The organism is Legionellales bacterium (assembly GCA_026125385.1).
In the GTDB taxonomy this organism is placed as follows: domain Bacteria; phylum Pseudomonadota; class Gammaproteobacteria; order JAHCLG01; family JAHCLG01; genus JAHCLG01.
In genome coordinates this window covers 28,062-44,393 of sequence record JAHCLG010000018.1, presented here as the reverse complement: position 1 = coordinate 44,393, position 16,332 = coordinate 28,062, and the positions used below count along the sequence as shown (strand labels likewise).

At 39.2% G+C, this 16,332-nt stretch carries 14 protein-coding genes and 1 pseudogene; 11 read left to right on the top strand and 4 right to left on the bottom strand.

Going from position 1 to position 16,332, the window contains the following annotated elements:
* Positions 1-140 precede the first annotated feature (140 nt).
* Positions 141-332, bottom strand: a complete 192-nt coding sequence (locus tag KIT27_08080) for a hypothetical protein (protein MCW5589602.1) — start codon at positions 330-332, stop codon at positions 141-143.
* Positions 333-519: 187 nt separating this feature from the next.
* On the opposite strand from KIT27_08080, the pseudogene KIT27_08075 reads away from it, so the two are divergent.
* The 3 genes and pseudogenes from KIT27_08075 (at position 520) to KIT27_08065 (ending at position 4,384) form a co-directional block, all read left to right on the top strand.
* Positions 520-2,740: pseudogene (locus KIT27_08075) on the top strand (MFS transporter).
* A 20-nt stretch (positions 2,741-2,760) separates the two neighbouring features.
* Entirely contained in the window at positions 2,761-3,918 is a 1,158-nt protein-coding gene (locus KIT27_08070) for an acyl-CoA dehydrogenase family protein (GenBank protein MCW5589601.1), read from the top strand.
* A gap of 10 nt (positions 3,919-3,928) precedes the next feature.
* On the top strand, positions 3,929-4,384 hold the full coding sequence (locus KIT27_08065) for a hypothetical protein (GenBank protein ID MCW5589600.1): 456 nt from the start codon (positions 3,929-3,931) through the stop codon (positions 4,382-4,384).
* 67 nt (positions 4,385-4,451) lie between these two features.
* On the opposite strand, the gene KIT27_08060 is transcribed toward KIT27_08065, so the two are convergent.
* Positions 4,452-4,751 (bottom strand): helix-turn-helix transcriptional regulator, encoded by a 300-nt coding sequence (locus KIT27_08060; GenBank protein ID MCW5589599.1) that lies wholly within the window; start codon positions 4,749-4,751, stop codon positions 4,452-4,454.
* Positions 4,752-5,150: 399 nt separating this feature from the next.
* Here KIT27_08060 and KIT27_08055 point away from each other — a divergent pair, with 399 nt between their 5' ends.
* From KIT27_08055 to KIT27_08020, 8 genes are all read left to right on the top strand, one after another.
* A complete protein-coding gene (locus KIT27_08055; GenBank protein MCW5589598.1) occupies positions 5,151-6,377 on the top strand; it encodes a hypothetical protein in 1,227 nt (408 codons plus the stop codon).
* A 139-nt stretch (positions 6,378-6,516) separates the two neighbouring features.
* Positions 6,517-10,017 carry a chromosome segregation protein SMC gene (gene smc / locus KIT27_08050; GenBank protein ID MCW5589597.1) on the top strand — a complete coding sequence of 1,167 codons (3,501 nt, stop codon included), beginning with the start codon at positions 6,517-6,519 and terminating at the stop codon, positions 10,015-10,017.
* A gap of 12 nt (positions 10,018-10,029) precedes the next feature.
* Positions 10,030-10,770: a cell division protein ZipA C-terminal FtsZ-binding domain-containing protein gene (locus KIT27_08045; protein MCW5589596.1), complete on the top strand. Its 741-nt coding sequence runs from the start codon at positions 10,030-10,032 to the stop codon at positions 10,768-10,770.
* Between the two features lie 53 nt (positions 10,771-10,823).
* Positions 10,824-12,842: an NAD-dependent DNA ligase LigA gene (gene ligA, locus KIT27_08040; protein ID MCW5589595.1), complete on the top strand. Its 2,019-nt coding sequence runs from the start codon at positions 10,824-10,826 to the stop codon at positions 12,840-12,842.
* 81 nt (positions 12,843-12,923) lie between these two features.
* Positions 12,924-13,748: a hypothetical protein gene (locus tag KIT27_08035; GenBank protein MCW5589594.1), complete on the top strand. Its 825-nt coding sequence runs from the start codon at positions 12,924-12,926 to the stop codon at positions 13,746-13,748.
* A gap of 496 nt (positions 13,749-14,244) precedes the next feature.
* Complete coding sequence (locus KIT27_08030) at positions 14,245-14,565, top strand: hypothetical protein (protein ID MCW5589593.1); 321 nt, start codon at positions 14,245-14,247, stop codon at positions 14,563-14,565.
* 153 nt (positions 14,566-14,718) lie between these two features.
* Positions 14,719-14,952 (top strand): hypothetical protein, encoded by a 234-nt coding sequence (locus tag KIT27_08025; GenBank protein ID MCW5589592.1) that lies wholly within the window; start codon positions 14,719-14,721, stop codon positions 14,950-14,952.
* Positions 14,953-14,990: 38 nt separating this feature from the next.
* Positions 14,991-15,386 carry a carboxymuconolactone decarboxylase family protein gene (locus KIT27_08020; GenBank protein ID MCW5589591.1) on the top strand — a complete coding sequence of 132 codons (396 nt, stop codon included), beginning with the start codon at positions 14,991-14,993 and terminating at the stop codon, positions 15,384-15,386.
* A 58-nt stretch (positions 15,387-15,444) separates the two neighbouring features.
* On the opposite strand, the gene KIT27_08015 is transcribed toward KIT27_08020, so the two are convergent.
* Together KIT27_08015 and KIT27_08010 are read right to left on the bottom strand one after the other, a co-directional pair.
* Entirely contained in the window at positions 15,445-15,762 is a 318-nt protein-coding gene (locus KIT27_08015) for a DUF2442 domain-containing protein (GenBank protein MCW5589590.1), read from the bottom strand.
* Complete coding sequence (locus KIT27_08010) at positions 15,717-15,881, bottom strand: DUF4160 domain-containing protein (protein MCW5589589.1); 165 nt, start codon at positions 15,879-15,881, stop codon at positions 15,717-15,719. Before KIT27_08010 ends, KIT27_08015 begins: the two co-directional genes overlap by 46 nt.
* Between the last annotated feature and the right edge of the window lie 451 nt (positions 15,882-16,332).

The following is a 16,332-nucleotide window of genomic DNA, read 5'->3' as shown; positions in this document are numbered from 1 at the left end:
ATTCAATTTAATAAATTCTTATTTAAATAAATTTTTTTTACTTATAGAGTTATTTTAATATTTTTTTTGGGGATCCTGGATCTCCGCTGCGCTACGTTCCAGGCTACACTCTGCGCTCGGTTCCAGGCTATAGCTACTTACTAGTGTCTAAGCAATAATACGCACATACCTACGACGGCAATTAAAAATAAAGCTAAGATGGCGAGTGTATAGGAGCTTTTCGAAAAATTTTCTTTGGTAAACCATTGGGGATTATTGCGAATAGTCATGAATAAAAAAATGGCTAATACCACCAAACCTAAAGCGTATAATATTTTTTCCCACAGTGGCATAGCACACTCCTAATGTATTATTCATAAAAATTCTAAGAGACTTTGAACAGGCTCAACGGCTATTTTAGCAAGTTAACTTAAACTTGCAACCGAGTGGATATGGCGGCAACTATTTTTCTAATAAGGAACTTGCTTTTGCTAAACGATGGGTGATAATGATGCAATTTCGAATGATTCAGGTTTTTTTATGTTAAATCGCGCGGTAATTATCGATAACAATTTTAAACGATTGGTTCAAGAAAAAAAATTTCCTTCAGCTCGTTCGCGTGTTCTGCCAAACGATGTTCACATGAGTCGAGAACTGGCGCTGCACATCGTTTCATCGCAAATCCTCTCAAGGCATTTAGATTTAAAAACCCGTGAACTCAAAGAACAAAATCTCACGTATTATACGATTGGTAGCTCTGGTCATGAAGGTAATGCCGCAATCGCGGCGGCTTTTCGGCGCGATGATATGGCATTTTTGCATTATCGCAGCGGAGCATTTTTCATTCAGCGCTTATCGCAATTTACCGAGATTGATGTTATCTACGATTTAATGCTGTCATTTTTAGCAGCAAAAACCGATCCTATTGCCGGCGGCCGCCATAAAGTATTAGGCAGTTTACCCGCTTTTATTCCTCCACAAACTTCAACCATCGCATCGCATTGCCCCAAAGCCGTAGGCGCTGCATTTTCATTAAGTTTAGCCAAAACACTGAAGTACACTGGAAAACTTGCACAAGACAGTGTGATACTCTGTAGCTTTGGCGATGCCAGTTTAAATCATTCCGTTACTCAAGGGGCGATAAATGCGGCGGAGTGGATTTGCCAAGCCAAAGCAGGATTGCCTTTAGTCTTTATATGTGAAGATAACGAGCGCGGAATTTCAGTACCCACGCCACACGATTGGGTGGAAAATAATCTGCGTGGGCGACGCTTTTGGCATTATCTTGCATGCGATGGCTTAAACTTTGTTGATACGTATTACAAGGCTAAAGAGGCCGCGCACATCGCGCGTAAATTGCGACGTCCGGTATTTTTGCATATGCGTTGCGTGCGTTTAATGGGACATGCGGGATCGGATGTCGAACAGCTTTATCGTCCACTCCATGCTATCGAAAAAACTGAAGCAGATGATCCTTTATTGCATTCAGCACGAATATTGCTTGAGCAAGGTTGGCTAACCGCCGACGACATCCTCAAACATTATGAAGACTTACGCCAGCGCGTGAATGAAGCCAGCCAACGCGCATTAAACGATAGTGAACCGTTAAGCTCAGCGGAAGAAATTATGGCTAGTATTATTCCGCCCCAGCACCACAGCAGTGTTGCTAAAACAATTCACTCGGATCAACGGCAAGCCATTTTTGCGGGAGAATTTGCAAAATTAAATCAACCGCGTAATTTAGCGCAATTAATTAATTATGCGATAACCGATGAAATGTTAAAGTACGATAATATCGTGTTATTTGGCGAAGATGTGGCGCACAAAGGCGGGGTGTATCACGTTACTGCCGATTTAGTTAAACGTTTTGGTAATGCTCGTGTATTCGATACCTTATTGGATGAAACCACGATTTTGGGTCAGGCAATCGGGTTAGCTCATAATGGATTTTTACCCATCCCCGAAATTCAATTTTTAGCCTATTATCACAATGCACAAGATCAAATTCGCGGTGAAGCCGCTACCTTATCTTTTTTTTTCTCAAGGGCAATTTACCAATCCGATGATCATTAGAATTGCAAGTCTTGCTTATCAAAAAGGATTCGGCGGACATTTTCATAATGATAATTCCATTGCCGCGTTGCGCGATGTGCCAGGCGTTATTATTGCGTGTCCTAGTCGCGGTGCGGATGCGGTAAAAATGTTTCGTCATTGTGTGCGTTTAGCCCAAGAGCAGCAACGTATCGTATTTTTTTTAGAGCCAATTGCTTTGTATATGACAAAAGATTTGCATGAAAAAAATGATAATTTATGGCTAGATATTTATCCCGATTTAACCGAAGAAATTGCATTAAATGAAATTAATATTCTTGGTAAAGATGAAGAGTTCGCTATTATTACTTATGGCAACGGTTGCTATTTATCGCTACAAGCACAAAAAATTTTACAGGAAAAATACGACATCAAAATTAAAATAATTGATTTACGTTGGCTTAATCCTTTACCACTACCAGCGCTTTTATCAGCCGTAAGTCAGTGTAAACATATTTTAATTGTGGATGAATGTCGGGCTACTGGTTCACTGAGCGAAGCGATTGTCACCGCTTTAGTGGAGAACCTAGTACAGCTACCCCGCATTAAACGGCTTTGCGCTAAAGATTGTTTTATTCCATTAGGCACGGCTTGGCAATATGTGCTACCTTCTTGTAATGATATCGTAGAAAATGTCAAAGCAATGTTGGGAGCAGATCCCGTTCTATAATTTTTTCGAGGAGAACCATCGTGGAAGACTTTTTATTATTAGACGAACAATATACCGATGAAGAAAAAATGATCCGCGACAATGTTCGCCGTTTTGTTGATAATGAAGTATTACCCGTCATTGAAAAATCCTACGAAAAAGCCTATTTCCCGCAAGAATTTATTGCTGGAGCTGCAGAGCTTGGCTTATTAGGCATGACGCTACCCGAAGAATTTGGCGGCGCTGGGGCAAGTTATGTGGCCTATGGTTTAGTGTGTCAAGAATTGGAGCGGGGCGATAGTGGATTACGTAGCTTTGTCTCGGTGCAAAGTTCATTATGCATGTATCCAATTTTTCGCTATGGCAGCGATGAGCAACGTCAAAAATATTTACCTAAAATGGCGGAAGGAAAATTAATCGGCTGTTTTGGTTTAACCGAACCCGATCACGGTTCTAACCCAGCCGGCATGCGCACTTATGCTAAAAAAGTTGACGGTGGTTGGTTGTTAAATGGTGCTAAAATGTGGATCACCAATGCCTCAGTTGCCGATTTAGCGATTGTATGGGCCAATACCGATGAAGGCATTCGCGGATTTATTGTCGAAAAATCGTTTAACGGTTTTAAGCAAAAAGAAATTCATCACAAATTATCGTTGCGTGCATCGGTCACGGGTGAATTAATTTTTGAAGATTGTTTTGTTCCCGATACTCAATTTTTACCTGGCTCTACCAAAGGCTTAGGTGCGCCTTTAAGTTGTTTAACACAAGCCCGTTTTGGCATTGCCTGGGGCGCAATGGGTGCGGCACAAGCCTGCTTTGAAATGGCAGCACAATATAGCAAAGAACGTCGTCAATTTGATAAACCGATTGGCGCCTTTCAATTAATCCAATACGATTTAGCGGAAATGTTTACGGAAATTTGCAAAGCACAAGCGTTAAATTTTCAAATTGGACGTTTAAAAGATAAGAATAAAGCCACACCCGAAATGGTGTGCATGGCAAAGATGAATGCATGCCAAGAAGCTTTAAAAATCGCCCGTAAGGCTCGCAATTTATTAGGTGCTAATGGCATTAGTTTGGAATATCACATCATTCGACACATGACGAATTTAGAATCGGTCTATACCTATGAAGGTACCAATAATGTTCATCATTTAGTGCTGGGTAAACATATTACTGGATTTAATGCATTCAATTAACGGAAATTAAATGACGATGCCCAGTTTTTTTAGTCCACCCAAAAAGCAACAACTCACGCTAGCAAGCGCGTGGGAGAATATTATTTTAGGGCATCTGCAAATACAGTCACCCCGCGAGTTATTTATCCATCGACTCGCGGCATTTAGTCATTTAGGGGATGAGAATAAAACTAATTCTGATAAAGCTAAACAGTTTATTCTAAGCACCATGCAGCAAACAGAAGCTGAGTATAATTTGCCTGAAAAAATTAAATTTATCCAATCCGTCCGGCACTGGAGTGAACCGAAAATTATTGCTGATGATGCGCTAAACAACACCGTTGAATATCAAATAGTCTGTCAGCTAATTAATAAATCGTCATGTATTTTGCACGAAAAATCATATTTTAAATTCACGCAAGATGGCGCGTGGAGATATGTATACAAAGAATCTTATCCTTCACCGCAATTGCGCGCTAAATTATAATTGGGAACGCTAGACCTAAGCCTTAAAAATTATTTTTTAATATTTTCGTTTTTTACCGGATCAAATTTCATTCGCGGCCTCGTTTTCTTGATTTATCTTCTAAAAGCTCATCAAGCGATGAGGGTAGCGCGTCTTTCCCTTGGCTAAAGAGGTGCTCGAATGTATCCATTTCACCCAGTACCAGGGCAATTTTAAGTAATGACTCCAATGATATTTGTCCTTTTTGTTCAAACTTTTTCAAGGTGCCATAACTGACCCCAGATTTCTCAGACAGCGTTTGCTGGCTTAAATTAAGCTGCAAACGCTTATGTTGAGCTTTTTTGGCAATTTCCCTAGCCATCTCAAAGGGTGATTTTATTGATATCATAGTATCTTTTATAGGCTATTAAATCATATAATAGATATTATAGTATCTATTATATAAAAAAACTACTTTTTATCGCTCTTTACTTTTATTTCAATTGATTTATACAGGTGTCTCTTTACACCTAGGCAATTCTTATGTCCTTTACCCACACAAACTGTGGATAAGGTTGTGAGAAAGAGTTGGGCAGATGGAAACATGCCTTGATGAGTCTAGGGGAGAGTATTAATGGTCAAAAAGTGACCAGTTATGATGGGTCGTTTAGAATAGGGTGGTTGAAACGTCAAAATTTTAATGAATGGATATTAAAACAATGCCAAAGTTCGCAACAAATGTCAATAAATTATTGTTTCGCAACTTTTTTTAGTTTACAATAGTTGCGATCCATGAGGAGAAAACAACATGCAATGGGCTTCATTAGGCTTTAGTGGAAATCCTTTTAATACCGATCCCATTACACAATCAACCTTGGCACTTTATGCCGGTCAAGATAAATCGATCCAACTCGGTAAAAATTTATTGCATGAAGAAAATTTACTGATTGTCATTGAAGGTGCTCGAGGCGTAGGTACTACTTCCTTTGCCAATTTCTTGCGATTTTCAGCTCAAGAGAAAAAGTTATATTTTACACCCAATAATGAAATTCGTGTGGGCCCATCATGGTCATTGGAAACACTATTAGGTTCCATCATAGCGAATATCATAAGAGAAATGGAATTAGCATTACCTAATAGTGTGTTAAACGAAAAAGCATTTCAAGATGCCAAGGCCTTAACAATCCGTATTGCCGAAACTTATCGATCTTTTGGAATTGATGCCTTGGGTTTTGGTATTAATTACGGTAAATCGGCGGGGATCACATCACAACCTGTATTAATCCCCTCAGCAGTATTAGGACATCATCTAGAAGATTTGGCGAAACTCATACAATCGGCTGGCTATAAGAATGGGGTATTGCTCCAACTGAATAATTTAGATCTTGGTGAAATTCAAGATGAAAAACATCTTAAATATCTCTTTAATGAGTTGAGAGATTATATTCAAACAAAATTAGTCAGTTGGTTTCTTGTCGGTGATATTGGCTTGAGAAAATTTATCGCCCAACAAGTTGATAGGCTAGATGATATTGTGAGTTTTGAATTTGATATTGAACCGCTTAATAAAAGTGAATATGAGAAACTTATTAAAAAACGAGTCGATTTTTATAAGATCAATGAAAAATCCATTTTACCTATAGATGACGAAGTATTTTTCTATTTATTTGATTTAACTAAAGGTAGATTGCGATATGTATTTGGCTTAATTAAACGACTGACCAGCAAGCTACTTTCAGGTGAATTAGTTGACAAGCTATCTCTCGATATTGTGAAACCTGCCGTCATTAAATTGGCAAAGGAACGGTTAGAAAAAAATGCCCTTACTAGCTCAGATCAAGAAATACTGTCTAGATTAGTGAAAGATGGCACAACCAATGCGACCACGTTGGCGAAAACAATGGGAAAAACCCGCCAGTATATTTCAAAAAAGTTGGTTCATTTACATGAAATGAGTTTATTAGAGGTCAAGCAGAAAGGAACTAAACGAATTTATTCCCCCGTGCTTGACGTCACGATCGCCTATACAGACTAAAAATGTGAGTCAAAATGTTAACTCGGAGGCACACTTCAATTTAACCATCATTCTCTACTGCAAAAAGTGTTTGTGCTTTTACAGCAGGCTTGGTTACACTATGCCCCTTTAGGAACACAATGATTGAGTACGGAATTCAATGCGTCTTAAACATATAAAACTGGTTGGATTTAAATCGTTTGTCGATCCGACGACGGTAAAATTGCCTAGTAATCTGGTGGGTATCGTTGGGCCGAATGGTTGCGGTAAATCGAATATCATCGATGCCGTGCGTTGGGTGATGGGTGAGGGATCGGCTAAAAACTTGCGTGGCGAATCGATGGCGGATGTCATTTTTAATGGTTCCACCGCACGCCAACCCGTGGGCCAAGCTTCAATCGAACTCTGTTTTGATAATCACGATGGTAGCTTGGGTGGCGAATATGCCAAATACAGTGAAATTGTGATTAAACGTTTAGTCGGACGTGATGGCTTATCCAGCTACTATTTAAATGGCGTGCGCTGTCGCCGTCGCGATATTTTAGACGTATTTATGGGCACAGGTCTTGGCCCACGCAGCTATGCCATCATCGAACAAGGTACGATTTCCCGGGTGATTGAAGCACGTCCGGAAGAAATGCGTATTCATCTCGAAGAAGTTGCTGGTATTTCTAAATATAAAGAACGTCGTCGCGAAACGGAAATGCGCATGCGTCACACTCGCGAAAACTTAGAACGTTTAACCGATATTCGCGAAGAGCTCGATAAACAATTAGCGCATTTACAACGCCAAGCCAGTAGTGCGGAAAAATTTAAATTATACAAAGAAGAACAGCGTTTATATACCGCGCAATATCAAACCTTGGAATGGCAACATTTAGAAAATTCTATTACGACGCAAGAACGCACGATTAAAGAACAAGAAAATGCTTTAGAAGCTGAGATTGCCAACATTCGTAGTCTCGATGCCAAAAATGAAACAGAGCGCGATCTATTACTCACCAAGACTGACGAATTTAATGAAATTCAAGCGCAATATTATCGCTTAGGTGCAGAAATTGCGCGCTTAGAGCAAACCATCAAAACTCATCAAGAGCGTGACGAACAACTCACTCGTGATTTACAAGAAAATCAGCAACAGGTCAGCGAAATCACTTTGCAATTGCAGCATGATGAGCACGATGTTCAAACCTATTCGCAACAACTAGATACTATCACACCAGAATTAACCTCAGCACAAACCGCACTCGATCAGGCTTTAGAAGCCTTAAGTTTTGCTGAAGAGCATCGTCAAGAATGGCAAGATCAATGGGATGAGTTTAATACGCAAGCGGCGCAACAAACACAACAAGCAGAAGTCGAACAAACGCGTATTCATCATTTAGAAGAACAATTACAACAAGCCAATAAACGTAGTCAACAATTGCAAAACGAAATTAATGCGATTCATTGCCAGCAAGTCGAAAACGAAATAACGGCTGCTGCTCAGACCTTGGCTCAACAGCAAGAAAAATATCAATGCGCGGAAGAAACGGTGAATGAAATTCAAGATAGCTTACAACACGCTCGTGAATTACAACAACACCTCAGCCAACAGCTCGACCAAGAGCGTCGCGAACTTCATCAATTACAAGGTGAAGAAACGTCGCTGCAAGCTCTGCAACAAGCCGCACTGGGTGCTAAAGATACTATCCGCAATCAATGGCTAGAACAACACGGACTCGCGCAACAACCTCGTTTAGCGCAATTAATTAAAGTAGAAAATGGTTGGGAAAAAGCCGTTGAAACTATTTTAGAAGAACACTTGCAAGCAATTTGTGTCGATGAGTTGCAATTACAAGAATCGCAGTTAGCTGCTTGTGGTATTTTATTATGGGAAAAAAATGCTGGCGAAGCACAAGCTTCGAATGTTAATCAGGATTCCTTATTAGCGAAAATCACGGCCGATTTTGTGTTGCCCCACGCGTTAAAACAGATTTATTTAAGCGATACCTTCAGCGAAGCCTGGCAACGTCGTTCGCAATTAACCTTGGAAGAATCCATCATTACTCGTGATGGAATTTGGGTTGGCAAACATTGGTTGCGTATGCCAAAAGCTCAAGGTGAAATGGGAGGAGTTTTAATTCGTGAACAAGAATTAAAACAGCTCGCCGAAAAAATTACCGCATTACAAACGCAAATTGATACTACTGAAAATAATATTCGTCACCAACGTCATCAAGTCGAACAATTTGAAGCACAGCGCGAAGCTGCGCAAAGAGAATTAACGGCGCTAAAACTGGCGATGGGCGAAACGTTAAATCATCAACGTAATTTAGAAAGACAATTAAATCAATATCAGCAACGCCTACAAAAATTAAAAGAAGATCACAATGAAATTCGTGCTAAATATCAAGACGACGAGCTTATGCTCAATCAAGCACGACAACGTTGGGAACAAGCGCTGAGTGCTATCGAGCACGATAGCGAACGGCGTGAACAATTATTGCAACAGCGCGATAATACCAAAGCCAAGTTAGATCAAGCGCGCGAAATCGTGCAGGATTATCGTGATCGCCAACATGAATTAGCCATGAAGCATCAACAATTGCAAACCCAAATAAGCTCACTTAAACAAAGTTGTGAACGTTTGCAAAAACAACTCATCACTCATCAGCAACGGCACACTCATTTGCAAGATCAGTTGCAGCATAATAATCAACCGCGTGAATCATTCACTCAGGAGCTGCAAGATTATTTAACTCAACGTGTCAGCGTCGAGCAGGCGTTGCATCAAGCGCGCGATAGTGTGGAAACCTTAGAACAATCCTTGCGAAGTATTTCTAAAGATCGCCATCTTTTCGAAGAAAAAACGCAAACGTTGCGCAATGATTTAGAAAAATATCGCATGAGTTGGCAAACAATGGTAGTGCAACGTGATTCCTTCCGCGGACAAATTGACCAAAGCGGATATTCTCTGGAAACTCTGATCCAAGAAATGCCCGCTGAGGCCGATCGTCAACAATGGCAAGAACATATTGAACAATTGGAACGTCGTATTCAACGTTTAGGTCCAATCAATTTAGCCGCCATCGAAGAATGTGAATTGCAAACAGAGCGCAAACGTTATCTCGATGCGCAAAATGCCGATTTAGTCTCGGCCTTAGAAACTTTAGAAAATGCTATTCGCAAAATTGATCGCGAAACACGTCATTTATTACGCGACACCTTTGAAACCGTGAATCGTAATTTTCAAACTTTATTTCCCAAAGTGTTTGGCGGCGGCAGTGCGACCCTAGAATTAACCGGCGAAGATTTATTAGATGCCGGCATCACGGTAATGGCAAGACCGCCCGGCAAACGTAACAGTACCATTCATTTATTATCGGGTGGAGAAAAAGCATTAACGGCAGTCGCCTTAGTGTTTGCCATGTTCCAATTAAATCCAGCACCTTTTTGTTTACTCGATGAAGTGGATGCACCCCTTGATGATGTGAACGTGGGACGTTTTTGTCAATTAGTGAAAGAAATGTCGCAGCAAGTCCAATTTTTAGTGATTACTCACAATAAAGTTACCATGGAAATGGCTGATCAACTCACCGGTGTAACTATGAGTGAACCTGGGGTTTCGCGAATTGTCGCGGTGGATTTACAAGAAGCAGTTTCATTAGCAAATGCATAAGGAATTTTATCCATGCTGACTCGTGGCGTGTTAATTATGGTGTGTATAATATTAATTATCGTTGTTGCGTATTTAATGATGACTTATCGGCGTAAAATGCGTCAGCGCGAAACCGAATTAAACGAAGCAATGTTTGCAGAAATGATGCGAATCAAACACACTACTCATGACAATCCTCCGAGTTCTGCCTCACAACAAACCTCGTTATTATCCGATCCTACCTTGGCAGAATTAGGCTTTGGCGATGTTAAACCCACCTTGAGTGCGGATGAATTTATCCAAGAAGAGGTGATTGACGTTAATCCTCCCAAAATACGCGATACTTCCCTCGATCACATTATTGTTTTAAATCTGTTGCCTCGCGATCAGCAAACGTTTAGCGGTTATGATTTATTGCAAACTCTGCTCGCGCAAAATCTACGATTTGGTGCCATGAATATTTTTCATTTGCACGAACAACCCAAAGGAAAAGGACGAGAAATTTTTAGTTTAGCTCAATCGCATGAACCAGGCAGTTTTGATTTAAATCGCATGGGTGATTTAGCATCGCGTGGATTGACCGCCTTTTTTGATTTACAGAAAAGCCCCGATCCATTAAATGATTTTGAAATTATGTTAGATAAAGTCATTAATTTAGCAGAAGAATTAGATGCAGAAATTACCACTTTTGATCATGAACTCTTATCAGACGATCAAATCATGTTATATCAACAGCGGATTATTAATTTTCAGCGCGAACAATTAGAATCGTAAATTAGAACATATTATACACTCAAAATGCTTGCAATTATTTCATAGGTTGAAAAATGCAAAATAAACACGAGATTGAGCGCATCCAAACATTACGCAATGAAATTAACGAGCACAATTATCGCTATTATGTTTTAGACGATCCCACAATCACAGATAGCGCCTACGATCGCTTAATGCAAGAATTAACTGCACTGGAAACGCAATATCCAGAATTTATTACCCCAGATTCACCGACTCAGCGCGTGGGGGCAACACCTGCTAAACAGTTTCGTGAAATCAGCCATCAAGAACCTATGTTATCGCTCGGCAATGTCTTTAACGATGAAGAATTGCAAGCATTTGCTAAACGTCTTGGCGATCGATTAAAAAATCAAGCTGCAATTAATTATGTCTGCGAACCTAAATTAGATGGTTTAGCTGTGAGTTTAATTTATGAAAATGGCAAATTAATTGCAGGAGCGACACGCGGAGATGGCTATACTGGCGAAGAAATTACTCAAAATTTAAAAACGATTCGCGCCATTCCCCTGCAATTACGTGGTTCACACATTCCTACTCGCGTTGAAATACGTGGTGAAGTTTTTATGACTAAAAGAGGTTTTTCAGAATTAAATCAACGCGCACGTTGGCGTGAAGAAAAAATATTTGCTAATCCTCGTAATGCGGCGGCAGGCAGTTTGCGTCAATTAGATCCTAACGTTACGGCGACTCGTCCTTTATCAATCTATTGTTATTCTTTAGGTGCTTGTGAAAATTTTCCCATGCCGGCGACGCAATTTTTATTATTACAACAATTAAAATCTTGGGGATTGCCAGTGTGCCCTGAAATTAATATGGCTCATTCATTAACAGACTGTTTTAAATACTATGATTATTTATTGAATAAACGTGATTCCTTGCCTTATGAAATCGATGGCATTGTGTATAAAGTGGATGATATTCATTTGCAAAAAATATTAGGCACAGTTTCGCGAGCACCGCGCTGGGCGATTGCCTATAAATTTCCAGCACATGAAGAAATTACATGCGTTGAAGATATTGAGTTTCAAGTGGGACGTACTGGCGTATTAACCCCCGTTGCGCGTTTAAAGCCGGTATTTGTGGGGGGCGCTACCATTAGTAATGCGACACTTCACAATATGGATGAATTACATCGAAAAGATGTGCGAATTGGCGATACCGTGATTGTGCGACGCGCTGGTGATGTGATCCCTGAAGTGGTGAGTGTGATATTAGAAAAACGTCCAGCAAATAGCACTATCTTAGTATTACCCTCACGCTGCCCAGTATGCGCTTCTACGATTGAACGAATTGAAGGTGAAGCACATGCTCGTTGCACAGGAGGATTATTGTGTCGCGCGCAAGTGGTCGAACGCATTAAACATTTTGCTTCGCGCAAGGCACTAAACATTGACGGTTTGGGCGATAAATTAATTGAGCAGTTATTCGATGAAAAATTAATTCACAGTGTAGTAGATTTATATCATTTAAATGTTTTTCAATTAGCCAATCTCGAACGGATGGGGGAAAAATCGGCTCATAATATTGTCCAAGCCATTGAAAAAAGTAAACACACCACCCTGCCAAAATTTATATACGCTCTTGGAATCCGCGAAGTGGGCGAGGCCACCGCCCTTGCACTTGCGAATCATTTTACTGAACTTGAGCCAATCATGAAGGCAAATTCTGAATTGTTGCAAGCAGTACCCGATATCGGTCCGATTGTTGCTCAGCACATTGTTTATTTTTTTCAAGAAAAAAATAACCAGCACTTAATTCAAGCTTTATTAACTGCAGGGATCACCTGGCCAAAAATAGAAAAATTAACTGCGTCTCAACCGCTTAAAAATAAAGTATTTGTATTAACGGGAACATTAAACACTCTCGATCGCAATCAAGCCAAAGAAGCGTTGCAACGTTTAGGGGCCAATGTTACGGGATCAGTTTCTAAAAAAACCGATTATGTGGTGGTGGGAGAAAATGCCGGCTCCAAATTTGTTAAAGCGGAAACCTTAGGGATTACGTTACTGTCAGAACAAGAACTGTTAACGATGCTTAAGACAAGTAGTTGATTTTATGATTTGAGTGTTTACTTTTGCTCTGCTTTACGTTAGGATGCGCAAAAAATGAACAATAACAATCTGTAAATTACTATGAAAACCATCATTATAGCAGCTTTGCACCAATCTAAAGCCATTCCGTTAACTCAAATAAAACGAAATTTATCTAAAAGTAATATTGATTTGGATGAGCAGTTAATTTCTCTGGAAAGTCTTGAGATGTGCGCAAAAGAAATATCAGAATCTTCGCTTAAAAAAAACAATAATTTGTTAAATGAATGCGATGATAGTGAAAGTTACTCAGAAATCCTCGGTAAAAAACGCGCTGAATTAAACGCAACGCGAAATTCTATAAGCCGCTCCATTTCTGAGCCGGTAAATTTATCAATAAATGCAGTTGCTGTGGAATTATTAACTTTAGATCCCGAAAAATTAAAAACAAGTGGAAAAGAAGCTATTGATTATTTAGTTGCTGTAATTACTCAAAAATACCGTGAATATGGAGCACTTAAAATATTATTGGTCATGGATTTTAATTTAGGTTATTCAGGATACAATGTAGAAAGTGCGTCTTTAATTTACCCCAAAGTATTAGGAAGCTTAGCGAAATTGGGTATTTGGCCGGCAAAAATTAATATCGGTTACATACTTGTGGGTGGTGGCGGATTACAACATCCAAATTACCCTCAGTGTAATTATGAGAAACAATTTAAAATACTTAGCGCTAATAACGTTAATACCTTTCGATTTTTTACTCCTGCTGCGGCTAAATTTGTTGGCGTGACATCATCCTTGGCACACACTGTTTCCGCCCCAAATACTCCTGCAAATTTAGTATTGAGTCCCTCAGGCGATAGCGCAGAAAAATCGTTACTCAAATTTAGCTTTACAAAACTACAAAAAAAATATTTTTTATAGAGTCAAAATTAGGTTTTATTATCAAACAGTTAATATTCACCGAGAATTGCTGCCAAGCAAGAGATAGGATTGCAAATTCAAGTGTCTAAATGATAACGCAATACAATATCTAAACTCTACATTGCGTAATTTTATAAATCTGTTATACTGACTTTCATGAAAAAATTAACCATTGCAAAAAATCAATTATACAAAACTTCAGCTTCTGAAAAAGTTTTCATTTCGTGTTTTTATTATTCCTTCTTTTCATTTAATTTTGCCCCGCAGGGGCAATAATACTTAATTTTTCTACAATTTATCGATACTTTTCACGCTTGAATGATAGGCTGTATTGCTAAGCTAAAGTAGCAGAGGTATGAGTTAACACTACATTCCTTTGCACTTTAACTCCGCGATTCGCTTAAAATTCAATTATTGTGAATAGGTATTAACTAAATTTTTAAATCTACAGAGACAATAAAAATGATTAAAACTTTATTTCGTGGAGAATAATATCATGAAAAAATTAACAGCTACTATAGTACTCGTGTTAACGATTAACGCGGCTCAAGCGGCATTTCCTCCCATTTATACTTATGAATGCGATATTCACAATCAAACACAGAAAACGCTTTCTTATCATTCTGCTGTAAAATCAGGCACGGTTCAGCCTAATTCAACAGCGGTATTGAAATGGGCAAGTGTTAATTCAAGTAAAGGGATGAGCATGAACGTTGAAGGTTGTAATATCAGGTATGAAATAAATGGAACTGCATCAGGTGATGGAGTCGTTTGTACTGTTCAAGGCGATAATATCATCGTTAATCCAACGTTATAATTAACCAGTGATCCTGGATTGAGCTTTGCTTAATCTAGGTAATTATTTTAAAATCTGCTTGATCCTGGATCTCCGCTGCGCGGCGTTCCAGGATACGCTTGGGATCTATTATAGGCGAGTTTCCTAATAATCATTAGAGCTGAGTAATAATACATGAAAAAATACGTTAGAATAAATTTCATAATAATTTTGCTATCATTAATGACTGGTTGTCAAACACTCGATCAGGTTGACCAAAGAATACAAGATTATAATGCTAAGGGCCAAGCAGAGTTATTAGACCGCTATGGCTTACCTGAAAATGCACAAAGCTATTCAGCTAATTATAATGCGCAAAAGGCAGCCGCAGAAGCAAAATCACATGAGAAGAACGGAAGAGCAGATTAAGCAATATTCAATTTTATTTTAACTTATATAGGTGACCTATGAAAATTGATAAAGAAGTATATGAACGTGGTTTGGCATTATTAAATGAGTTGCATGGTGGCCACTCAGGAAAAGCAATTGTAGATGCGTTAGCGGATATTTGTCCTGATTATGCAACAGCTACGATTCAATTTGGCTTTGGCGAAATATTCAGTCGCCCTGGATTGGACTTAAAAACCCGAGAGCTTGCTATTATTGCTTCTTGTGTCACGTTAGGTCATGCCATGCCTCAGTTAAAAGCTCATATTGAAGCCGCCCTAAATTGTGGTGCTACTCAGCAAGAAATTGTGGAAGTGATTTTTCAAATTGCATTATATGCGGGATTTGCTGCTGCAACGAATGCGATGTTTGCCGCTAAAGAAGTTTTCGCCGAGTATAAAAAGCAACACTCATAAGTTCTAAATTCTGTTCATGGGTAGACACACGCGCATAAGCAATTAACATCGTCGTCCTCTACTTCAATATCCATTGGCCATGATGTTTAATTTCATCATGCATGGTATCAGGTGCAAGATCAATTTCGCCTGGCCAGGTGACGGCACCATACTCAAGATAAACTTGATTGAAAATATCGATATCTCTCAGCCTGGCAAAAACGCCTGCATTCTGACTCATCACTTTCTGTTCCATTTCAACAATCCCTTTAGCGCCATCAATAAATTCAACGGCAAGTTTATAATGCTCAAGTGGCTTCACTTTAGCTAACCGCCAGGGAGCCGAACAAACTATTGCAGGGGTGATATTTTTTTGGGTGATTGATTCATTTCGCATAATTTCCAATCCTCTAGTAATTCTGTTCTGTGATCAGATGCCCATTCCAGTATCAACGCTAAGGCTCTCTTTGGCATAGATCCTTGCATCACTTCAAGCGGTTTAATATCAATAAGCACTTCATATTCAGCATATCAGGCATGAAAATGGGTGGCGCATGATCACCCCAAAACATTTGAATAAGTATTCCATAAAAAGCGCTGATTATTGGCATTTACAAAGTCTTCTTTTCTTCTCTTCTCGAAACTCATGTTAAGTTTAGTAGGCTGAGAAAACAATATCAAGAGAGGTTTTTGAGAAAGAGAAAGGTGGGTAAATCAGTTATTCTCGCGTGAGCCTATCTGGTTCTTGCAAACGATCGTTAATTATCCTGGTGGTATCCTGTATTTTAAGGTGGTTTTGTGGATTAATATTTTTGCAAGATGTTGGAACTCACGTTCAGCCAACATCCAACCGACAACATAACGGCTAAAAATATCGAGAATGACGTACAAATGATAGTATTACAGGAAGATTTTAAAATAATTGTTTAGATTAAACAGAGCTTCAGGCTTATAGCGTATCGAAATG